Origin of the sequence: Haloarcula sp. JP-L23 (assembly GCF_011602445.1) — an archaeon.
Taxonomy (GTDB): domain Archaea; phylum Halobacteriota; class Halobacteria; order Halobacteriales; family Haloarculaceae; genus Haloarcula; species Haloarcula pellucida.
On sequence record NZ_CP050014.1, the window covers coordinates 3,442,366 to 3,464,628 of the forward strand.

Sequence of the window (22,263 nt, forward strand, 5' to 3'; positions counted from 1 at the left end):
ACCCCGCCGTGAGCAACCCCTTTATATACGCATCCGCAAGCACCTGTTGATGCCAGTCGTCAGTGTCGTGATACCAACGTACAACCGATCGGGAATGGTCTCGTGTGCCATCGACAGTGCGCTGGCACAGACACACGAAGAGATCGAGGTCATCGTCGTGGACGACGCGTCCGATGACGACACGGCAGCCGTAGTTGAGACGTACGACGACCCCCGCATCCACCTGCGCCGTCACGACCACAACCGCGGCGGCGCGGCGGCACGCAACACCGGTATCGAGGCCGCGGCGGGCGAGTACATCGCGTTTCTGGACTCCGACGACGAGTGGCGTCCGGAAAAGCTAACGCGGCAACTCGACACCCTCACAGCACGCCCAGAGGAGTTCGTCGCAACTTACTGTGATATCGTGACGAACCGAACCGGGCTACAAAAGGCGTTCTACACCCTCGCGACGGCGCTCGTTCCGGGATTCGAGAAGACATCGGCTACGGAGGGCGGGAGCGAATTGGTCGAGGAGATTCACACCACGCGATTCTATCTGGGCGGCACCTCTACGCTCCTCGTCGAGCGACCGGCAGTCGAACGCGTCGGCGGATTCGACGAGAGGTTCCCGCGCCACCAGGATTTGGAGTTTCTGGTGCGCTTGCTTGGGGAGGGAAAACTGGCCTACACCCCCGAACCACTGGTCGTCCGTCACGACACCGGCGTGCCGGATCTCTCGGTGTTCGAAGCGGGGAAACGGCGGTACTTTGAGAAGTTTCAGGACGGTATTGCGACGCTTGAGGCTTCGGGGGTGCCCATCGCGGCCTACCACCGGTTCGCACTGGCGCGTCTCCACTACTATCGCGGAGACATCTGGCGGGGAACGAAATACCTCCGTCGTGGGAAACCGACCCAGCGCGTCGAGTACTGCCGCCTGCTCTGGGCGCTCGCGGTGGGCCTCCGGCGGCGACTAGCTCAGGTCGTCTCGTCAAGCAGCCGCTCGTAGATGGGCAGCAGGTCCGTCTCGACGATACGGCGGTAATCGTACTCTCTGACCGACGCCCGGGCACCGTCGGCGAGCAACGCCCGGAAGTCAGGGGAGGCGACGAGGCGTTCTAGACCGTCCGCGAGCGCGGTCGTCGTATCCGGTACCAGCACTCCATTGTCGCCGTCGGTCACGTAGCGGCGGTTCCCGGGCGTGTCCGTTGCGAGGACTGCAAGGTTCGACGCAAGGAATTCGACAGTCTTTGACAACGGTTGGTCCCGGTACTGGGGTGTGTCGGGCGCGTACCCGACGCCCACGTCGAATCCGCGGACGTACCGCGGCATCTCCTCGTAGTCGACCATCCCGGTGAAGTGGACGGCCTCGGCCAGTCCGAGCTCGGCCACATGCTGTTCCAACCGGCGGCGGTCGTTACCATCACCGACGAAAACGAGTTTGGTCCGTGGGTGCCGGTCCTGGACCCGCGCGAACGCGTCGACGAGACGCTGGAGGTTCCGTGGCGCGTTGATACTGCCTGTGTAGCCGACGACCACGTCGTCATCAGCAACCCCCCACCGGGCGCGCAGTTCGGGGTTCTCGCCCGGCGTGAACGCGGTCATGTCCGTCCCCAGCTGGAGGATGTCTATCCCGTCAGTATACGAAAAGAGGCTCTCGGCGACGTGCGGGTCGATGACTATCGTCCCGTCGACGAGATGGCGCTGGAGGCGGATTCCAGCCCGCGCGACAGCGGCGAAAAAGCGGTTCCTGACGGCCGGGTGACGCACGTCTATCACGGTCACTGACGGCGATTCGAGCCATGGCGGCGGCGCGAGAACCCCACCGAGGACGGGGAACGGCGACATGTGGAGGATGTCAATATCCTGGGTCGCACAGAGCCGGTCGACGGTCTGCATCGCTCTGTAACCGAACCGAGTCGGCTGTGTCGACAGCGCTGTCGACGTATCGGAGTGGATTCGGTGTACATCGACGCCGTTAATTTGCTCCCGCTTCGGTTCCTCACGGGAGTTTCGAGCGGCGACGACAGTCGTCTCGACGCCGAGTTCAGCCAGTTTCTGTGGATACTCGTTCATGCTGGTCGAGCAGTCCTGCAGAAACTCCCGGTGGAAGAGAAAGCAGACGTGCATCTCGTGTCGGGTGCTACTTTGCATCGTACTGTTGGTTTGCGTTTTGGTTCGTGGACCGGTCACATTGCCGCTCCAACAACTGAATCAGACCGAAGCCAGCGACGACAATAAGCAGCGGCACAGCATACAACCGTCGCCTCGACGCTGCCCCCTTCGTGCTGACGACGAGACTGTAACCTAGTAGCATGGTGAACGCATACACGAGCGCAAACACTACCTCGGCTCGGATGCGATCCCGCCACCGCACGAGCGTATACACGGCAATGAGCGACAGCGGAAGGATAAACAGCGCATCGGTGGCAGCGAGGAACAGCTCGAAGCTCGACAGCACCCACGGGAACGGGCTGTAAAGCAGATAGAACAGGCGAACAGGCGCGTACAGTGGTATATCGAACCACGACTGGTACGCGAGGTCGACCAGATAGGGGTTCGGGCCATCGACGAGATTCTGTCGGGTCGCTTCGAAACCGGAGAGACGGGTTGGGAGGAATCCCGGACCGAAGTTCTGTTCGAGCCACAAGAATGTAGGGGTACTGGTGAGAATGGCTACGGCGAGTGCGGCCACACGCCATCGAGTCAGTTCAGTACGGTGCTTGTACGCCCAGCCAGCGAGCGCCCCGAGACAGAGCGGCGGAACCAATTCGACGCGAAGCAGGACCAGCGGGACAACGAACCCGAGACCGGCGACAGTCCACCAATCCCGCTCATCTTGCAACCATCGCACAAAAACCAACATAAGGATAGTTATACAAAGCAGTGGGAGCGCATCTCGTAGTGTTCTGGACATGAACCGAACCGGAGCAGGATAGAGAACAAAGAGCAGGCCCATGACATGAATGCGGATGTCTGGATACAGTCGGCGTGCGATTTTCAGCCAGAGGAGTACCGTAATCGACCAGGCGCCACTATTCAGCGCGATACCGACGACGGATGCTGAGACAGTGAGCGCGTACAGTACCCCGAGTGGGACGCTGTACGCCGAGACCTGTATCGGCTCCGACAGCTGTACCGCGGTTACCACATTGCCTGCCCGGAGGTGGTCGGCGACAAACACCGCGGCCCTGTGGTACTGCCCTACGTCACCGTTCTGTGGCAGGAATGGCGCGAACATATCAACGATACCGACGAGCATTGGCAGACTGCCAGCGAGGAGGGGCCAACGAGGGGATAGTGACCACGACGACGCAAGTGCAACAGTCACTGCCGCAAACATAATAAAGACGACGGTAGCAGCAGTTATTTTCGGTGTAACGACAGCGCCGATGGCGCCCATAGCAGCAAGTTGACGAACAGCCAATAGCGAGAGGTGATTTATTGGTAGCATGCTATGTCTCCAACCGATACAACGCTCCTTTCTGGTGGGTAACAATAGATATTTGGTTGAGAGTGACGAGCAGCAGAACTAGTTGTCGGATGGATAAACGCCGGAGTGATAGCACGGTTGCTTTCTGGGAATTAGACTCAGACCGTGTGAATTTTAGTTCCTTCAGGTTCCTCTCACGATAGATGCAGAAAGCGCCTATGTATAGGACGACTGTACATTCAAACTCGTCGGCTCGAACCGATCTGCCACCGGCCACAAGGCGTTCAACGACGAGATGAGCGGCGGAACGGCGATACTAGCGGTGTTGGTTGGTGTCCTGGGATGGCACTACGTCGGCTATCCGCTCGTGCTGTGGGCGGTTAGTAGCCGTTGTGGAACCGAGCCAGCGTCCGCGGACCTCTTGCCAGACGATGATCTCCCCCCTGTCTCGATCGTCATCCCCGCACACAATGAGGCCGATGGTATCGAAGCTCGTCTGGAGAATCTCTTCGCGTCGGACTATCCGACAGAAAAGCTCGAGATTATCGTTGCGTCAGACGCATCGACAGACGGAACGGTCGCAATCGCGGAGTCCGTCTCTCCGCGGGTAACCGCGTTCAATAACACTCCGCAAAACAAGTCTGCGACACGAAACCGTGGCGTCGAACGCGCGAGTTCAGACATCGTCCTCTTTACCGATGTGGACACGCGCAATCGACCGGACTGTCTCAGGCGATTGGTCACGCCACTCACCGACCCCGACGTGGGCGCAGTCTGTGGAACCCTTGTCTCCGAGAGTTTCGACGACGGCGCAATCGGGACGGGAATGAGCCTGTACTGGCAATGGGAATACTTTATGCGACGACACCAGAGCCGACTGGGGATGCTGGTCAAGTCCTCAGGAGCCGTCATGGGAATTGACCAAGCATACTTTGAGCCAATACCGGACACTGCAGACATCGACCAGACGGCAGGGTTCATGACGATACTCCGTGGAGGCAAGTCTCTGTACGTCCCAAAAGCCGTCGCGACGGAACAGTTCCCGACGACGCTGAGCGGTGAGTTCAGTACTCGTCGTCGGCTGACGATTCGGGGGCTCACAGCACTGTGGCGATACCGCACCGTGTTTAATCCGCTCATGCGGCCGTTGCTGACCCTTCACACTGTCTCATACTGGCTGTTACGCTACCTCATTCCCGTCGCCTTACTCGCGATCGCCGTCCTCACAGGGCTGCTTGCACCATCATCGCCATTAATCGCCGCCTTCGGAGGCCTCCAAGTGGTGTTCTACTTACTTGCGGGAGTGGGATACGCGGCCGAGCATTACGGCCTCAACCCGCCACTGACGTCAGTGCCATTCAGCTACAGTTGGGCGAGCCTTGGCGTCTTAGCTGGTCTCGTAGCATTTGCTACCGGGACGAGAGTGTACGCCTATGATCTCTGAGCAGTTACTTCAGGTAGCCCAGCGCGGCCAGTTGGTTGGCCGGATCACTTCCCGCCGTTTCCTCACTTTGGTAGAACGTAAGTTCCGGCTCGTGTGTCCCGGTATCGACAGCTGTCGTGGTCGCCCACGGAACGCGCTTGATATGTGGATGTGGCATCCCCAACGGGTGGCTATAGATTCCGTACTCGCCGAACGCCTCCCCATGATCCGCAGTGATGACGACTTTCTCGGCCGTGATGTTGTCTAACAAGAGTGATACGTGGTCCAAGACCAGACGTAGTTCGTCAAGATACGCAGCCCAGACGCGATTGAACGGTATCCCGTCACGTAGCGCCTGGAAGGGTGTTTCCTCGTGCGCTTCCAGCTCCCGGCTCTCGGCAATAGCATTAGCCGTATACGGAGAGTGTGGTGGGAGATAGTGGACGAGGATGCGGTCGGCGTCGGTTGTGCGGCCGACGTTGATTGCCTTGTTCGTGGCGTATTGTGGCGGTGTGTGGACGAATGGCTTCTGTTCGTCAGGCACGTACTGCCACGGTTGATCAAGCGAGTGGAGGTCCGATGCCGTGACCGTCCGAGCCGTCCCCCCAAGGTACGTTCGGTCTTCGAGTATCCGGCTCATATACGCGTTATCGGAAATACATGCCGTCCGAGAGATGGTATCGGTATACGCTGTCTGAAACGTGTTCGCTATCCACTCGGGAGAACAGCTTCCCACAGAAGTGATAACACCAATGTCATCAAGGAAGTCGTACTCGTCGGCGACGGCTCTGAGTGCATCCACTCGACAGGTATCAAGAACGATGAGTAGGTCCCAATCGCGAGTGAATATATTCGCACCTATTGGATAACGAACTGTCGCCGTCGCCCACGCGCGCTTGTACCAATGGTATGCACGCCTAATCGCGTCAGTTCCGTAGAGTGCGTTGCCTATGATATCACGAAACGAACCTATTCCCATCTACGAGACAATACTGACAGTAGTAAGATATACTCTTGCATACGCCGCCCCCCAGGTTATGCTCATGTCAGGCGTATAGAGGTTGTCGCCTTGTGAATTAGTGGATGTCTTACCACGTCAAGCCTTCGTACGTAAGCCCCTCTCGCCGCTCGATAACCCGCCGACCATCGACCACAACGGAGTCCGCCATCGCGTCGAACTCACTGTCCAGCGCCGCGAACTCGTCCCAATCGGTCACCACCACTGCGCCCGAGGCCCCCTCCAGCGCCTCGCCAGCGGACGCGGCGTACTCGACGTCGGGATAGCGCTCGCGCATGTTCTCGGTCGCCACGGGGTCGTAGGCCACAACCTCGGCCCCGCGCTCCTGCAGGCCTTCGATGACCGGAACGGCACGCGTGTTCCGGATGTCGTCCGTGCCGGGCTTGAACGCCAATCCGAGCACGGCGACGCGCTTGCCGGCGATGTCGACGTGGTGGTCCAGTAGGGAGAGCAGGCGCTCGGGTTGGGTGTCGTTCACCTCGACGGCCGCCGAGAGCAGGGCGGGGTCGTAGCCCTCCTCGCGGGCAGCCGATATAATTGCATTAGTGTCCTTTGGAAAGCAACTTCCCCCCCAACCCACCCCACTTCGCAAGAACTGCTCGCCGATGCGGTCGTCCAGTCCGATAGCTTCGGCCACCTCGTAGGCGTCGACGCCGAACTCCTTGCAGACGTTCCCGATGTCGTTGATGAGACTGACCTTGCTCGCGAGGAAGGTGTTGTTGGCGTACTTTATCATCTCGGCCTCGGCGATGCCCGTCTCGACGACGGGCACGTCGCCGTCGGCGGCCTCGCGAAGGGGGGCGTAGAGGGCGCGTAACCGCTCGAACGCGCGCTCGTCGTCGGCGCCGAAGACGAGTTTGTCGGGGTTCAGGAAGTCCGCGACGGCGGTCCCCTCGCGCTGGAACTCGGGGTTCGAGGCGACGAGGAAGTCCTCGCCGCGGGTCAGGCCCGCCTCGGCGATGCGCGGGGCCAGTCGCTCGTCGGTGGTCCGCGGGATGACCGTCGACTTCGTGACGACGAGGTGCGAGTCGTCAGTAGTTTCGTCGGCGTCGGCGAGCGCCTCTCCGACGGATGTCGCGCCGGCCGCCATGTACTGGAGGTCGATACTGCCGTCTTCGTTGGAAGGGGTCGGCAGCGCCAGCATCGTCAGGTCCGTCTCGCGGACGACGCCGTAGTCGGTGGTCGCACGCAGCCGGTCGCCGCCGTGTTCGGCGACGAGTTCGTCGAGTCCCGGTTCGTGGATGGGGGACTCGCCCGCGTTGACCGCGTCGACGATGGCCTCGTCTATGTCGATAGTCGTGACCTCGTGACCCAAATCTGCGAGACAGGCCGCGACGGTCGTCCCGACGTAGCCGCTCCCGACGATGCTGACGTTCATCGGGGAGGGGTTGGCCACCACCGCCCTTGAGAATTCGGGTCCTTCGGCGTCGTCGTTCGGCGCTCTCTTCGACCGCCGCCTCGCGGATAACCTCCCAATAACAACGCCGGGCGCTGACGCAGGACCGACCAGTCAGGCGGCCCAGTCGCCGCTCGGACACCAATGGACACTGAACGACTCGTGTCGGTCGGCGTCGCCTGTGTCGTCGTCGTCGCCATCGGCCTCTCGGCCGCGACGCTCGGTTCGTCGATGTCGACCGACCCATCGGACGCGATAGACCCGGATTACGACCTGCTCCCCGTCGGTGACGACCGGGCCGGCCAGATAGAGGACGCCGCACAGGACCTCCACGACCGCTACACCGGCAACCCGGCGCCGACCGGTGAGCGGAGCGAACGCGCGAACCGGGACCCGGAGGGGGCCGATACGCGGTCCGCCAGCGAGTCGAATCCCGGCAGTTCGGAATCGAACTCGGGCAGTTCGAACGACGGCAACGACCAGCAGAACGCCCCCAGCGAGGGAGAGGGCACCGGCGTCGTGCCGACCGAGTCGAACCTGCAGGCGCTCCTCTTCGCGCTCCTCTCGCTGGTAGCGCTCGCGGCGCTCGTAGGCATCGCGTACCGTTACCGCGAGGAGCTTATCTCGCTGTTAGGAATGATGGTGGGGGCCAAAGCCCCGCCAGACGAGGGAACTGAGACGTTGCGACCAGCACCAGAAAACGACGTGCAGCGAGCGTGGGTCTCCCTACTCCGGCGAGCAGGCATCACACGGCCACGGACTCGTACGCCACGAGACTGTGCCCGCGCCGCCGTCGAGACGGGGTTCGACGCCGAGGCGGTCCACCGACTCCGCCGGGCGTTCGAAGACGTCCAGTACGGCGGCGAGTCACCGTCCGGCGAGCGAGTGCGAGTCGCACGCGAATCGCTCCAGTCGCTGGGGGAGGACGACGAATGAGCGAGCGATCGGTGACCGGCGTCCGGCGTCTCGGGTGGTATCTACTCGTGGTCGTCGGCGTCCTCGCGTTCGCGCTGGCGGTCGTGCCCGGCGGGTCGGGCATCTTCCCGACGGAGACGTTCATCGACCGAGTCGGCAACGAGTACTTCCTGCTCGGGATACTCGGCGGCGTCGGGGTCGGCGTCCTCGGCTGGATGGTCGTCCGCCGAGCGAGAGAGCACGTCACGCAAGCCGATCCTCCGGAACCGGAGACGGTGCGCGACGCGCCGCCGCCGGGCGACGAGTTCGACCGGCTGGTCGAAGGTATCCCGACGCTCTCGGCCCGAGACGGCAGCGAGGACGCCGAACAGCTCCGCCAGCGGTTGCGGGACGCGGTCGTCGCGACGATGATGCGCGAGGAGGGACTGAGCCGTGAGCGTGCCAACGAACGGGTCGAGAAGGGGGCATGGACCGACGACCCTGTCGCCGCGCGGTTCCTCGACGAGACGGCCAGGGGCCCCCCACTGAGCGAGCGCGCCCGGCTCGCGCTTCGCGGCGATTCGTGGGTCCAGTACGGCGCAAAAGCGGCCGCACAGGCACTCACAGACCGAATCGAGACGGGCGAGGAGAGCAACGGTGGGGACGACGTCGGGAGCGAGACGAATCGGCTCGGCCGGCGAGACGACGGGAGCGACGAGGCATGACGACGGTCCGGACGACTGGCCGCTGGCGCGGCATCGTCGCCGTCGGCCTGTTCGCCGTCGCCGTCGGCGTCCTCGCCGACCGGCCCGCGGTCCTGTTGGTGGGGGTCGTCGGCGCTGGCTTCGCGGCGTACCCCCGATTGCTCGGGCCGCCGTCGGTCGAACTCGACCTCGAACGCCGCCTCGACGACGGCCACCCCGCCCGTGGCGACCCGGTGACGGTGACGACGCGACTGACGAACACCGGCGACCGGACACTGACGGACGTGCGCATCGTCGACGGCGTCCCGCCGATGCTCACCGTCGCGTCGGGCAGTCCGCGCCACGCGGCGGTGCTGCGCCCCGGCGAGACGACGGAGTACACCTACGCGGTCGAAGCCGAACACGGCCGCCACCAGTTCGACCCGGCAACGGTCGTCGTCCGGAACGTGACCGGTGCCCACGAGGTGGAGACGACGGTGGCGACGGGTACCGAAATCGACTGCGCCGAGTCCGTCCCGTCGCTCCCGGTGCGCCAGCGAACAAACGGCCACGCGGGCCGTCTGGTCACCGACGACGGCGGCAGCGGCATCGAGTTCCACGCCGTCCGCGAGTACCGACGGGGCGATCCGCTTGGCCGCATCGACTCGAAGCGGTGGGCACGCACCGGCGAACTCACGACCATCGAGTTCCGGGAGGAGCGGCGTACCTCGGTCCTCCTGCTGGTCGACGCCCGCGAACCGGCGTACCGCTCGCAGCGCGAGGGGTCGCCCAACGCCGTCGCCCACAGCCTCGCCGCCGTCGAGCGCCTGCTCGCGACGCTCGACGACACCAACGACTTCGTCGGCGTGGCCGCGCTGGGCCGAGAGTTCTGCTGGGCCTCGCCCGGCGCCGGCCCGGACCACCACGCGGACCTCCGCCGACTGCTCGGGACTCATCCGGGCCTGTCGGCGACGCCGCCCGCGCCCGAGGAGGACGGCGACGTCGCTCGCCAGACGGAGATGCTCCGGAAACGGCTCGACGCCGACACGCAGGTACTCGTCTGCTCGCCGCTGACCGACGACGCCATCGTGCGGACCGTCCGGACCTTAGAGGCCGCCTCCCACGCCACGACGGTCCTGAGTCCGGACGTTACCGCCGACGGGACGCTCGGGGAACGGCTTGCACGGACCGAGCGCGAGAACCGGATGCACGCGCTCCGTGAGGCCGGCGTCCCGGTCGTCGACTGGACCCCGACGGACCCACTTGGAACGGTACTGCTCGGCGAGCGCCGACGGCGGTGGTCGGCGTGACGGGCGTCGACCACCGGCCCACGCCCGTCGCCAGCGCGCTTGCGGTGCTGCTTGCGGGCATCTCGACGGCGCTGCTCGCCCCCGGCCCCGAGCAGCGACTCGCCGTGTTGGGGACCGTCACGGGCGTCGGCCTCGTCGTGTTCGGCGACCGGGACGACCTGACTGGGGAGTATCCCCGCCTCGTCGGCCGTCTCGTCGTCGCCATCGGTGCGGTGGTCGTCGTCGCCGCCCTCGCCCACGCCCTGAGCGCGGTCGGCGAGTTCGGCGCACAGGCGGAACTGGTCCCCGGACTGGTCGGCGTCGTCTGCATCGGCCTCGGGACCCGCCCGCTCAGACAGCGCTTCGCCCGCCGGTTCGTCTCGGCGGGGCTGGCCGCCCTCGTACTCGGCGTCGTCATCACCGGCGTCTTCGAGCGGGCGGACCCGCCCGCACTGCTCGCGGCGACGGCCGCCGCCGTCGTCGCGTGGGACCTCGCAGAACACGCCATCAGCCTCGGCGAGCAGTTGCGGGCCGACGCACGCACCTACACCGTCGAACTCGCCCACGCCGGCGTGAGCGGCGGCTACGGGGCTGTGTTAGTCGTCGGTGCGATGGTCCTCTACGAGAACGGGGGGACTGGGGTGCCGCTGGGGGCGCTGGCCTTGCTCTTGGCCGCCGCCGTCACGTTGATGGCTGTTCTGTATAACTGACGGTCGGCACCTCGACCTCGTCCAGCAGGTCCGCCACGACGGCGCGCTTCTCGACGTCGTCGACGCGCGCGTCCGGCGTCAGGACGAGCCGATGGGAGAGCACCTCCGGCGCGATGCGAGCCACGTGGTCGGGTGTGACGTACGAGCGCCCGCGGACCACCGCGAGCGCTCTGGCCGCCTCGAACAGCCGCTGAGTCGCCCGCGGGGAGACGCCCGTCTCGACGCGCGGTTCCTCACGGGTCGCCCGTGCCAGTCGGACGACGTACTTCCGGACCTCCTTCTCGACGTGGACTGCCTCGGGTGCCTGTCGGAGCTCTGCGGGAGCCATCGAGACGGCCTCGGTCACCGTCGGCGTCCGGTCGGTGCGGGCCGCCCGCCGGTCGATGATCTCCAGTTCGCCCTCCTCGTCGGGGTAGCCCAGACTCGTCTTGACGACGAAGCGGTCGACCTGCGCCTCCGGGAGCGGGAACGTGCCGTCCTGCTCGATGGGGTTCTGGGTCGCGATGACGAAGAACGGCTCCGGCAAGGCGTGGGTCTCGCCGTCGATGGTGACCTGCCCTTCGGCCATCGCCTCCAGCAGCGCGGCCTGGGTCTTCGGCGAGGCGCGGTTTATTTCGTCGGCGAGGACGACGTTGCCGAAGATGGGGCCCTCGCGGAACTCGAACTCGTGGGCTTTCTCGTTGAACACGTAGGTGCCGGTGACGTCCGCCGGCAGGAGGTCCGGCGTGAACTGGATGCGCGAGAACTCCAATCCCAGCGCGTTGGCGAGCGACCGAGCGGTGAGCGTCTTGCCGGTCCCCGGCACGTCTTCCAGCAGGACGTGCCCCCGGGCGAGAAAGCCCGAGAGAACGGTTTCGAGCGTCTCTCGCTCGGTGATGACCGCGCCGGAGACGGTGTCGAGGACGGTTCCGCAGTGGTCGGCGACGGCGTCAGTGTCCGTACTCATCGGACAGTGACAGATGGATTGCGGGCTTAGTTATCCTCGGCCTACTCCGAAGAGGCGTTGATTGGCCGCCGATTTTCGGTGAACAGAACCAAGGTCCGAACGGCACACTCTGCAACCACCGAGAGCGTCGTCGATTCTGTCCCGTCCGGCACACTGACGCTGTGACGCATGCGCTGAGGGGCATGTTCTCGGCCCAGTGGCCCGGATGCGACATCGCCGAGTTCACCGACATCGTTCGTCAGCATCCCGGGCCCTCTTCGAAGAGACGGCACCCATTCTCGGCCGTCTATTCCCAATTCAGTAGTAATTACTGCTTTTCAGAGCATATATTGTTAAATATGGGGTCTTTTTGATCCTTTCTCTGTTATTTTGATATACTATATTACGGAGTGAATTTATTCCAGAGATTACCAATGTCTTCTTATACACCTACACTTCGGCATTGTCAAGTTATTCTACCTGCTAGTACCTGTATATCTATCTTATGCCGTTATATTTGGCTCTATATTTCGAATTATAGTTGTGAGAGCGATCATATCTTCGATTGCAAAATTTATCTGGAGGGGAGATACATCTCACAATCGATACAAATCCAGTAGCCGATGAGCAGAAAGCGGACGAAGACCGGGCGTGGGATGGCGCACCACCGTCTTCTGCCGTGAGCGCCGTCTTCGTACGGAACGAGGCCCAGACGCCACACCTACCACGTGGTGTATCAGTCGCCGCTGTGAACGTGTGGAAAACCCGTCGGACTCTGTTGTGTCCAGTAAATGTCTCTGAGAGGCAGGTCTGGTGAGAAACCAGAGCGCACGATGTCGAGCGTCTTCCGGTCGGTAATGACCGCACTGGAGACGGTCCCGCGGTGGTCGGCGACGATAGCGAAATCGGTGTCACTGCCAGCCGAAACTGCTACCGTCCACTTCGAAGCGATCACACTCTGTCCCGTCAGACGGGGTGCTCGCGTCCTGCTGACACCCCTAGCGACTGTGGTCCAGTAGCGCGCGGCTTAGTTCGCTTTTCCGGTGTGACTTCTGCAGGTGTCGGTACATCGTCTGCGGGTCGTTCTCGAAGACGCAGAGGAGACAGTGGACCGTCGCCCCGTCACTCACGTCCCCGCCGTCGAGTCCGTCGGTCCGAGTGAAGAACGCCATCTCGTCAGTCGCCATGAGTACGACGGATTGTACAGCAATTAGCGGTCTAACTATTGGCTCCAAGTACCTAGACCGGGTGGTCGAGACGACGCCGAGAGCGACAGCACCGGGCCGAACGCCCGTGTGTGCCGGTCGGCCACGCCGTCGCACTCGGACCTGAACCGACAGCCGAGACTGTCGTAGGGGAAGGAGATGACTAGGCCGAGCATAGGGTCGCAATGTCTAAGCGGTATGATTGTGTTTACCAACCATGGATAGTCCAGAGGTATGCAGACGTGAATTGCTATACGGACTCGGCGCAGTCGGCATCGGAACACTGACGCTCGGAACGGGTACTGCTGGCGCCGTCGACGCGGACCGACACATCGTCGGGACGAGTACGCGGGCCGCGACTGACGCAGCAAAGCGCAGGGCCGATTCGGTCTTTCGGGTTCTCGACTTCGGCGATATCGGACAGGCCGTCGCGGGCCAGTTCTCCGAGGACGCACTCGACAACCTCGCGCGGAACCCGAATGTACGCTACATCGAGGTTGACGGCGAGATGCACGCCATCAGCATCGACTCCGGCGACCCCGAAGTCCCGTGGGGCGTCGACCGGATCGACGCCGAGAAGGCCCAATCCGACGGCGCTACCGGCGACGGCGCGGACGTCTCGATACTCGACACCGGCATCGACTCGAACCATCCCGACCTCCAGGCGAATCTCGGCACGGGCAAGGCGTTCGTGAAGTCGCGCGGCCCCTACGCCGAGGCGTGGGACGACGACAACGGCCACGGGACCCACTGCGCGGGGACCGCCGACGCGGTGAACGACGGCGAGGGTGTCGTCGGCGTGAGTACGGCAGCGACGCTACACGCGGTAAAGGTGCTCGACAAGAACGGAAGCGGGTCCTACTCCGACGTCGCCGCCGGCCTCGAGTGGGTCGCAAACCAGGGCTACGACGTCGGAAGCCTGAGCCTCGGCGGCCCGAAATCGAGTACGATCAAAGACGCCTGTCAGTACGCCTACGACAGAGGCGTCCTGCTCGTCGCCGCCGCAGGGAACGACGGCAGCGACGTTGAGGGGACGGCGCCCGCCACCTACTCGACGGTGATGGCGATAAGCGCCACCGACGACACCGACGGCTTCGCGAGTTTCTCGAACTACGGCAGCGACATCGAACTCGCCGCGCCCGGCGTCGACGTCTACTCCACGTACGCCGGCGGCAGCTACCGGACGCTCTCGGGCACGTCGATGGCCTGCCCGCACGTCAGCGGCGCTGGCGGGCAACTGATGGCACAGGGCTACGGGCACACCGACACGCGCGCGCAACTCAACGATACGGCGGAGGACATCGGTCTGTCGGACAGTGAGCAAGGGAACGGCCTGCTGGACGTCGAAGCCGCGGTGTCGGGATCTGTCGACGCGTCGCCGACCGTGTCGTGGGTCACGCCCTCTGACGGTGAGACGATTTCGGGGACGGTCACGGTCCAGATCGACGCCAGCGACAGCGAGGACAGCGACGACTCCCTCGATGTGACGTACACTATCGACGATGGGACCGAACGCTCGACCAGCTACAACTCTACGTCAGGGAACTATGAGGACTCATGGGACACCACGGGTGTCTCGGACAGTGACCACAGCCTGACCGCCAGCGCGACGGACTCGGCCGGCAACACGACCAGCGCGAGCATCACCGTCACGACCGACAACACCGAGAGCACCCTCGCCGTCGACAGCCTCTCGCTGCGCGAAGACAACAGCGGTGGCAACCCACACGCCGACTTCGATGCCTCGTGGAGCGTCAGCGACTCTGACAGTGACCTTCAGACGGTCGACCTGACGCTCACCGACACTGACACGGGAGCCACCGAAGACACGGCAAGCGTCGACGTCAGCGGGTCGGACGCCTCCGGTACGAACAGTCTCTCCGCCAAATTCGACGAGAACAACGGCCACACCTACGAGGTCGAACTCGTGGTGACCGACGCCGCCGGCAACACCGCGTCTGCGACTGCCACGGAGGGCGAAGACGGGAGCTAAGGCGTTCGACCAGACTGTGCTATCGGTGCTGTACGCACACTTCGGCAGATGACCTCTGACCCCGTCGACTCACGAGAGCCGGCGAGCGAGCCACGAACGGGGCCCCTGCGCGTGAGTGGCGACGATGACGGTCGTCTCGGCGCGTTGGCCGACCGTGCGAGCGGTCGACCCGAGACGACCCGGCGGAGTCTGCCGCCGCCTCCGTGGTGAGTGTCTTGCCGGTCCCCGGAACGTCTTCGAGCAGGACGTGCCCGCGAGCGAGAAAGCCCGAGAGAACGGTTTCGAGCGTCTCTCGCCCGACGATGACCGCCGCCGAGACGGCGTCCAGAACGGTCCCGCAGTGGTCCGCGACGGCCTCAACGTCTATGCCCGTACTCCTCGAACGGTCACAGAGGGATAGCGGGCTCACCGGCTTACTCGGGACAGACGTTGATTGGGCGCCTGACGGCATGCCCCGAAACCACCGACAGGTTCAATTGATTCTGTCGTGTATGCAACAACCCGATGATGCTGCCGACCCACGCGCTGGCGGGTATGCTCCTCGGTCTGGCGGCCGGGTACGCCGTCCCGGAGTTCGCCGGCGTGGCCCTCGTCGCGGGCTTGCTCGGCGGGATCCTCCCCGACCTCGATATGTACGTCGGCCACCGTCGAACGCTCCACTATCCGGTGTACTACGCCGCCTTCGCTTCCGGGACGCTCGTCCTCGCATCACTGCTTCCGTCGGCTCTGACCGTCGGCGCGGCCGTCTTGCTCCTCGGCGCGGCGACCCACAGCGTCGCCGACGTCTTCGGCGGCGGCCTCGAACTGCGGCCGTGGGAGGCGACGTCCGACCGTGCGGTGTACGACCACTACAACAGCCGGTGGCTCGAACCCCGTCGCTGGGTCCGCTACGACGGGTCGCCGGGCGACCTCCTGCTCTCGACGGCGCTTTCGGTCCCGCTCGTCTGGAACGTCGAGGGCGTGCTGGAGGGCGTCGTCGCCGCTAGCTTGGGCGTGGCGGTCGTCTACACCGCACTCCGGCGCGTCTTGCCGGCCATCGCCGACGCGATACTCGGCAGTGTCCTCCCGGCACTTCCCCGGTGCGTACGCACGCGAGTCCCGGAGCGGTACCTGCGGTCGCACTCGGCCGCCGAACAGACGACATCAAGGTAGGCCACACGTGGGTCCCTACGTCGGCGAGAGTGCGACTATCGCGTCCCGGCGGGCCAAAGAGTCATGCCGGCTCAGTGTCGAACTCCGGTAGCGGCGGTTCGTACCGATGGTAGGGGAATCGAACGGAGTACTGGCTGTCCTCCTTGGCGTGCTCACGCTCTTGCTCGTCGTCGCCGTTCACCGCCGGAACGGCGCCGCGATAGTGAACGCGCTGGTGTCGCTCGTCCTCGCCCTGTGCTCGGTCTTCGTCGCCGGGGGCTTCCAGTCGCCATGGCTCGCCGTCGACACGCCGGCGCTGCCGCTGTGGGTCACCGTCGCCGGCCTCCTGCACTCGGTGGGGATGCTCGGCCCCTACGAGTCCGTCTGGTGGTGGGACCACCTCACTCACACCGTCTCTGCCGCGCTCGTCGCCGCGCTACTGTACGCCGGCCTCGTCGTCGCCGTCGCCACCGACGCGGCGCTGACGCTCTCGCCGCTCGCCATCGCCGTCACGGCCGTCGTCTACACGTTCCTCGTCGGCGTCTTCTGGGAACTGGTCGAACTGGTCGCGCGGGCCGTCGGCAAGCGCTACGGTATCGAGCCAGTACTCGTCCACTACGGCTGGCGAGACACGGCCTTCGACCTCGCCTTCGACCTCGTGGGCGCTCTCGTCGTGGTCGCACTGGACGTGCGCGTGTTCGTCGCTCTGGCCGAACGCTTCCCCGACGCGACGCAGGCGTTACTCGCCTGGACCGGTGGCGTCGTCACCGTCGGGTCGGTGGTGATAGCGCTGGGCCTCTACGTCGAGTCGGACGGGTGACGCCGTTGGGCGGTATCTGGTGCTCGCCGACGCCGATAGTGAGGGCAAAGACGCGCCGAACGCCGACGCGATAGAGACGGGCGACACCGAAACGGCGCTTCCCGCGGTCGAAATCACGAGAGACGGCGAGCGAGCCACGACCGCGCCCCCTGCGGGCGCGTGGCGACGATGACGGTCGTCTCGGCGCGCCGGCCGACCGTGCGGGCGGTCGACCCGACGACGACTCGGCGGAGTCGACTGCCGCCTCCGCCACCGATGACGGTTACGTCCCGCTCCTCGGCAGCCGAGACCAGCGTCTCGGCGACGTCCTCGCCTTCCACTACGTTCGTCGTCGTGGCCACGTCTCCGACGGCGGACGCTGCCTCCGCAACGAGCGTCTCGGCCTCCTCGCGTGTCTCGTCGGAGGCGTCCGGTGCCACCACTCTGAGCACGTCGACGCGGGCCTCGTTCGCGCGGGCGATGGCATGGCACACCCCCGCCGCGAGGGCCGTGTGCGCCCCGGGTCCAGCAGGAAGGCAGATGGTCTCGACGCCGTTCGCGGTCGGACCGATCTTCTCGACGAGGACGTCACAGGGAGCTGAGGCCACAACGTCGTCGACGATGTGTCCCATCAGGATGTCGCTGTGGCGACGCGCGTGCCAGCCCATCAGTATCGCGTCGGCGTCGCAGTCCGTCGCCGCCGTGAGGATGCCGCTGGCGACGCTGTCGGCGACGACGAGGCGTCCGTCTACGTCGACGTTGGTTCCCTCGGCGATGGCGATGGCGCGGTCGAGTAGCTCGCGGCGGTCGCCGCTGAACTCCTCCTTGATGACCTCGTCGCGGAACACCCAGAACGGCGACGACCGGGACTCGCCAACGACGCTAATGACGAAGACGTCCCCGTCGCGGTCGCGGGCGATATCGATGGCCGTCCGCATCAACTGCCCGATTTGATCGGATTCAGCCACCGAGACGGCGACTCGATAGTCGGTCGCTGCTGGGTCGGTCGCCATTGTTCATTGTTAGCACCACACTGACAAAAGTATTCACTTGCAGCGGCATGTCGGAGAATCACACCGTGCTGATGTCAGTAGCCGCCGTCGTCGTCCGGTATCGGCGTCGGCGTAGCTGTCTCCGTGGGTGTCTCCGTCGCCGTCGACGTGGTTGGCGTCTGCTCGGCCGCCGTGACGACGAGTCGCCCGAGCATCTGCGGCGGGTGGAACGTACAGACGTAGTCGAACGTCCCGGTCTGCTGGACCGTAAACGACACCGATCCGCCGCTATCGACCGTCTCGTCGACGTCCAGCGCCGGCACCGTTATTGTGTGTCTGGCCGCGTCCTCGTTGGTGACCGTCACCTCGGTACCCGACGGGACCTCGGCGATCAGCGGATGGAACTCGGTGTTTGCCATCCGAATCGTGGTCGTCGGGTCCGGTTCGACCCCCGAGAGTCGCCCCCACTCGTAGTCCGGATACGCCTGCTGTCCGGCCGTCGGCGTCCCTGTAGCCGTCGTGGACTGTGACTGGGGTGGCGTCTCCGTCGCTGTCGGTGTTTGCGTCTCCGTCGCTGTCGGTGTTTGCGTCTCCGTCACTGTCGGCGTTTCCCTGTCCGTCGCTGTCGGCGATTCGGCCGGTGATCCGCCATCTTCGCCCTCCTGTCCGGAACACCCCGCGACCAGCGGCACCGTCACGAGGGCACCGCGTGTCAGAAACGTCCGTCTGTCCATTAGTACCCACCCCCAACGTCGCCACCGCCGCTACCGAGTGGTTGCTCGATAGTTCCCTCACCGACGCCGACCCGCATACTCATCCCGGAAAGGCTCGAACTGCCGTGGAACCGACAGTACACGTCGTACACTCCGTCGCTATCGAACGTGTGCGTCGCCGTCTCGCCACCCGGCACCTCCACGTCCGCATCCCAGTTGTCCGAGGCACTGGTGACGGTGTGAGCGTCGCCGTCCTCGTTCGTCCACGTCACCGTCGCGCCCGCCCCGACGTGGACGTTTCGCGGGTCGAACTGACTGTTCACCATCGCGACGTCCGTGGTCTCTTCGACCGATGTCCCGCCACCGCCGCCGGCACAGCCAGCGAGTATCCCGGCCACCGCGCCGCATGTCGTCTGGAGCATTGTCCGCCTGTCTGGAGCCATCGTGATACCTCCGAGTGTAGTGTTCGATCCCCAACAGGAAGTAGATATGGTTATAGATAGCGTGGCGCATATCGGACATAGAGGTGCTGAACCAGTAGCTACCGACGACGTCGTTCAAGGACGCGTAGTCCGTCCACACCGGCGGTCGAGAACGAGCGTCCCTCGCATCGCGCCTTCGCCGTGTACTACGAGGACCGCTGTGGCACTCGCTGGTCTCGTCGATTCTGGGAAGCCTCAGGACGCCTCTTCTGCGTCGGAATCGGTATTCAGAAAGATACCACACCGACGCTCGGCTTCAGATATCTGTGCGACGGATACTTCCTGGTCCGTCTGCTCCTCTTCACCCGTCTGTTCACACTCGCCATCCTTCTGGTTCGCTACCTCACCCATGGAGACACTGTCTCGTCGGGTACGTAATTGTTAAGGGGTGTATACCATCACCGGTGAGCAGCTAAAAACGATCACGCAGTGGGCGTCTTTCGAGGAAGACGTTCTAGTCATAGAGAATATCCGAGAGACCACTTCGAGCGTCTCTCGCTCGGTGATGACTGTACCGGAGACAGTGTCGAGAACGGTTCCGTAGGTCGGCGACGGCATCGACGTCGTCTTCTTCGGCGAGGCGATGCACCGCCACACGATTGATTACGACTGGGGGCGGACACCTTCATTTCTCGGCTTCGAACGACTACGTTGACTGTGTGTGTATGACGTAACTTGGAACTGCATGCCGCTACCAGCAGGGCTCTCGGAGTCTCCATTGGCGAGGAGTGCACGCCCGAGATGTAGCAGCACTCGCCAGCAACGTTCGATCTCGACGCAGAGATCAACTCTTACCAAGCGTATCTCTGACGGCGACAGATCAACGTGTAGAGCGGAGTTCGATACTGAACACGGGATGTGAATCCACCACGTCGGTGCTCTCGGAGTGTGGCTTCCGACCCGTCTCTGTCGGTCGTGTGGCGAACAGTGCTACGCCGACGAATCAGTTCCGCATGACGAGCCGCCGTCGACATCTTGAGCTACGTGTCCCCGAAGTGGTTACACCCAGCACTGAGGGGGACTGTCGTAGCCCTGTACCTGCGACACCTCGTCGACGGCCCAGACAGATCATGGTTGGATGTCGAACACAGAGGGTCGATCTAGAGACCGTTCGACCGCACCATGTCTGTCCCTGCAGTAGACAAAATCGCACGCCGGGGTAACTCACCCGGCGCGAGTGGGGTGGGAATTGTAGGTGGGGGTTGCGGACACGCCGAGAGTGATGGCTTCAGCGGTGTCCGCAACAGCCACTCTCAGTTCGTCACATATGCATATTCTGGTACGGGTCCGACCCGTCTGGGAAGTGGTACAGGAACAGCCACCGATCCCGTAGACGCGCGATGTGTACACTTTAATACGAATCTGCTGATAGCCGATCGAACTTGCTGATCCACCATTGGCTGAGATAACTGTCAAATATGTGCTTTAAATAATACTTATGAATGTTGGGCGTGAACAATCAACAATTGGTGCTTAAATATGGCGAGAGAGAAGTCCAGGTTCGAAGTGAGTGCGAGCGGTCACTGTCGCGCTCCGAACAGATGTTCGTGCCCTGAACCAGTATGAGTCAACACCAGGTTGAGACAACCGAGAAATTCGGGCTTGAGGGCGCTCTCGGAGCAGTGGACACGCAGCGGAGCGTAACTGGGGTTCATGGGTATCATGAAGGGGAGGGAGCAAACGACCACCTCGCCTCCATCTACGACACCCACAATGACCAGTTCGACGTAGTCGTCCCCTTCATTCAGCGGGGTCTCGACCGGGGAGAACGGTGTCTGTACGTTGCCGATGATAACACGCGGGAGGAGGTTCTGGATGCGTTACGCAAGGGTGGAATCGACGTTGCATCTGCACGCGATTCTGGGGCACTCTCGATCCACACAAAAGCCGATACATACCTGCAAACAGGTGCCTTCGAGCAGGACGCAATGCTTGACTTCTGGCAGGAGAGGCTCTCCCAGGCGCGGGATGAAGACAACTACGCGGGCGTGCGAGCCGCCGCCGAGATGACCTGGGCCCTTGACGAAGGGACGGCTCTCGATCGGTTGGTCGAGTACGAGGCGATGCTCAACACCATCTATCCCGGCGAGGACTACGTCGTTCTGTGTCAATACAACCGTGAGCGGTTCCCAGCCGACGTTCTCTCAGATGTCATCCGAAACCACCCGTTGGTGATTTACGATGGAACAGTGTGCCAGAACGTCTATTATTACCCGCCAGAGGAGTTCGTCGGGACTGACCACCCATTGCTGGATGTTGATCGGGTGGTAGAGGAGTTGGTCAGTCGTGCCCGTGCGCAATCCACCCTGCAGGAGAGCGAACACCACCGACACCCGTGGCTACACCAGCAGGAGGTCGTCGCCGAACTCGGCCAACGCGTGGTGGAAGCACACGATCCCGATCGCTTGGTAACCGACGTGACCGAGCAAGTGGCCAATACCCTCAACACCGACTACTGTGCGATACTGGAGGGACTGCCTACCGGCGAAGCGTTACTAGTACGCGAGGGGATCGGCTGGCAGGATGGCATCGTTGGTGAAGCGGCGGTTAGTACTGACCACGACGTACCGACCGGCTATGCTCTCCAGTCAGCAGAGCCAGTTATCATCGAAGATCTGGCGACTGACTCGCGGTTCAGTGGGACGGGGCTTCTCACCATCCATGGCGTGACCAGCGGGATCAGTGTCTGCATCGGGTCACAGGACGATCCTTGGGGGGTCCTTGGGGTCTACACTCGCGAGCAGCAGGACTTCTCCGACCACGACGTTGCCTTCGTCCAGAGTGTCGCCAACATTGTTGCCATGGCTGTCGACAGCACCGAGCGCAAACAGACTCAGCATGCCCTCGAAACCAACATATCAAGTCCCGATCGTTCATCCGAAGAGACACTCACTACGACCACCGACGGGAGAGCGGTTAACGACTCACTGAACGCGGTGCTTCGTGCTGCCTACGACAACGACATCGATCTCGAACACTTCTATGCCTGCCGGAATGATCCGCCGTATCCTGACTGGGACCTCTCGATTGTCGAAGCCCGAAAACCACCCGAGACTCCCGACGGTTAACTCACCTTCATCAAGGTCACGGACGACGCCCTCACGGTCGTTGGTGAGTGAGGACCTGCGCCAAGGCGGTTCGGAGGTCCTGTAAGCCCGTGATAGTGCATGTTGTGACCAAATTCACCATATATACCCC

Annotated in this window: 20 protein-coding genes and 1 pseudogene; 10 read left to right on the plus strand and 11 right to left on the minus strand. The window is 63.4% G+C overall.

Going from position 1 to position 22,263, the window contains the following annotated elements; translation table 11 throughout:
• Positions 1–49: 49 nt before the first annotated feature.
• A complete protein-coding gene (locus tag G9465_RS18020) occupies positions 50–988 on the plus strand; it encodes a glycosyltransferase family 2 protein (protein ID WP_166972537.1) in 939 nt (312 codons plus the stop codon).
• Here G9465_RS18020 and G9465_RS18025 read toward each other — a convergent pair.
• Both G9465_RS18025 and G9465_RS18030 read right to left on the minus strand, forming a co-directional pair.
• Positions 958–2,133 (minus strand): glycosyltransferase family 4 protein, encoded by a 1,176-nt coding sequence (locus tag G9465_RS18025; RefSeq protein WP_166972540.1) that lies wholly within the window; start codon positions 2,131–2,133, stop codon positions 958–960. The genes G9465_RS18020 and G9465_RS18025 overlap by 31 nt on opposite strands.
• Entirely contained in the window at positions 2,123–3,241 is a 1,119-nt protein-coding gene (locus tag G9465_RS18030) for a hypothetical protein (RefSeq protein ID WP_166972542.1), read from the minus strand. The genes G9465_RS18025 and G9465_RS18030 overlap by 11 nt, the downstream gene beginning before the upstream one ends.
• A 466-nt stretch (positions 3,242–3,707) precedes the next feature.
• On the opposite strand from G9465_RS18030, the gene G9465_RS18035 reads away from it, so the two are divergent.
• Positions 3,708–4,856: a glycosyltransferase gene (locus tag G9465_RS18035; protein WP_166972544.1), complete on the plus strand. Its 1,149-nt coding sequence runs from the start codon at positions 3,708–3,710 to the stop codon at positions 4,854–4,856.
• A 4-nt stretch (positions 4,857–4,860) separates the two neighbouring features.
• On the opposite strand, the gene G9465_RS18040 is transcribed toward G9465_RS18035, so the two are convergent.
• Positions 4,861–5,814: a hypothetical protein gene (locus tag G9465_RS18040; RefSeq protein ID WP_166972546.1), complete on the minus strand. Its 954-nt coding sequence runs from the start codon at positions 5,812–5,814 to the stop codon at positions 4,861–4,863.
• Positions 5,815–5,923: 109 nt separating this feature from the next.
• Positions 5,924–7,231, minus strand: coding sequence for a UDP-glucose 6-dehydrogenase AglM (gene aglM, locus G9465_RS18045; RefSeq protein ID WP_166972548.1), 1,308 nt, complete (start codon positions 7,229–7,231; stop codon positions 5,924–5,926).
• A gap of 162 nt (positions 7,232–7,393) precedes the next feature.
• Between aglM and G9465_RS18050 the strand changes: the two genes are divergently transcribed.
• The 4 genes from G9465_RS18050 to G9465_RS18065 are packed head-to-tail and all read left to right on the plus strand — an operon-like array spanning position 7,394 to position 10,825.
• On the plus strand, positions 7,394–8,185 hold the full coding sequence (locus tag G9465_RS18050; protein WP_166972550.1) for a DUF4129 domain-containing protein: 792 nt from the start codon (positions 7,394–7,396) through the stop codon (positions 8,183–8,185).
• Positions 8,182–8,868, plus strand: a complete 687-nt coding sequence (locus G9465_RS18055; protein WP_166972552.1) for a hypothetical protein — start codon at positions 8,182–8,184, stop codon at positions 8,866–8,868. Before G9465_RS18050 ends, G9465_RS18055 begins: the two co-directional genes overlap by 4 nt.
• Positions 8,865–10,136, plus strand: coding sequence for a DUF58 domain-containing protein (locus G9465_RS18060; protein WP_166972554.1), 1,272 nt, complete (start codon positions 8,865–8,867; stop codon positions 10,134–10,136). The genes G9465_RS18055 and G9465_RS18060 overlap by 4 nt, the downstream gene beginning before the upstream one ends.
• Entirely contained in the window at positions 10,124–10,825 is a 702-nt protein-coding gene (locus G9465_RS18065; protein ID WP_166972556.1) for a hypothetical protein, read from the plus strand. Before G9465_RS18060 ends, G9465_RS18065 begins: the two co-directional genes overlap by 13 nt.
• On the opposite strand, the gene G9465_RS18070 is transcribed toward G9465_RS18065, so the two are convergent.
• Together G9465_RS18070 and G9465_RS18075 are read right to left on the minus strand one after the other, a co-directional pair.
• Complete coding sequence (locus tag G9465_RS18070; protein ID WP_166972558.1) at positions 10,797–11,771, minus strand: MoxR family ATPase; 975 nt, start codon at positions 11,769–11,771, stop codon at positions 10,797–10,799. The genes G9465_RS18065 and G9465_RS18070 overlap by 29 nt on opposite strands.
• 977 nt (positions 11,772–12,748) lie before the next feature.
• Complete coding sequence (locus G9465_RS18075) at positions 12,749–12,937, minus strand: hypothetical protein (protein WP_166972560.1); 189 nt, start codon at positions 12,935–12,937, stop codon at positions 12,749–12,751.
• 235 nt (positions 12,938–13,172) lie between these two features.
• Here G9465_RS18075 and G9465_RS18080 point away from each other — a divergent pair, with 235 nt between their 5' ends.
• Positions 13,173–14,948: a S8 family serine peptidase gene (locus tag G9465_RS18080; RefSeq protein WP_166972563.1), complete on the plus strand. Its 1,776-nt coding sequence runs from the start codon at positions 13,173–13,175 to the stop codon at positions 14,946–14,948.
• A gap of 172 nt (positions 14,949–15,120) precedes the next feature.
• On the opposite strand, the pseudogene G9465_RS25655 reads toward G9465_RS18080, so the two are convergent.
• A pseudogene (locus G9465_RS25655) lies at positions 15,121–15,315 on the minus strand (ATPase); the annotation flags it as partial.
• A 137-nt stretch (positions 15,316–15,452) separates the two neighbouring features.
• Between G9465_RS25655 and G9465_RS18090 the strand changes: the two are divergent.
• Both G9465_RS18090 and G9465_RS18095 read left to right on the plus strand, forming a co-directional pair.
• Complete coding sequence (locus G9465_RS18090; RefSeq protein WP_166972565.1) at positions 15,453–16,100, plus strand: metal-dependent hydrolase; 648 nt, start codon at positions 15,453–15,455, stop codon at positions 16,098–16,100.
• A 106-nt stretch (positions 16,101–16,206) separates the two neighbouring features.
• Positions 16,207–16,899, plus strand: a complete 693-nt coding sequence (locus G9465_RS18095) for a hypothetical protein (protein ID WP_166972567.1) — start codon at positions 16,207–16,209, stop codon at positions 16,897–16,899.
• Positions 16,900–17,012: 113 nt separating this feature from the next.
• Here G9465_RS18095 and G9465_RS18100 read toward each other — a convergent pair whose 3' ends face one another.
• From G9465_RS18100 to G9465_RS18115, 4 genes are all read right to left on the minus strand, one after another.
• Positions 17,013–17,891 (minus strand): universal stress protein, encoded by an 879-nt coding sequence (locus G9465_RS18100; RefSeq protein ID WP_166972569.1) that lies wholly within the window; start codon positions 17,889–17,891, stop codon positions 17,013–17,015.
• Positions 17,892–17,965: 74 nt separating this feature from the next.
• Positions 17,966–18,604, minus strand: a complete 639-nt coding sequence (locus tag G9465_RS18105; protein WP_166972571.1) for a cupredoxin domain-containing protein — start codon at positions 18,602–18,604, stop codon at positions 17,966–17,968.
• Entirely contained in the window at positions 18,604–19,005 is a 402-nt protein-coding gene (locus tag G9465_RS18110) for a plastocyanin/azurin family copper-binding protein (protein WP_166972573.1), read from the minus strand. The genes G9465_RS18105 and G9465_RS18110 overlap by 1 nt, the downstream gene beginning before the upstream one ends.
• A 255-nt stretch (positions 19,006–19,260) precedes the next feature.
• The gene (locus tag G9465_RS18115; RefSeq protein ID WP_166972575.1) at positions 19,261–19,416 is read right to left on the minus strand and encodes a hypothetical protein; all 156 of its coding nucleotides are present in this window, start codon (positions 19,414–19,416) and stop codon (positions 19,261–19,263) included.
• A 1,211-nt stretch (positions 19,417–20,627) separates the two neighbouring features.
• Between G9465_RS18115 and G9465_RS18120 the strand changes: the two genes are divergently transcribed.
• Entirely contained in the window at positions 20,628–22,133 is a 1,506-nt protein-coding gene (locus G9465_RS18120) for an MEDS domain-containing protein (protein WP_166972577.1), read from the plus strand.
• The last annotated feature ends 130 nt before the right edge of the window (positions 22,134–22,263 follow it).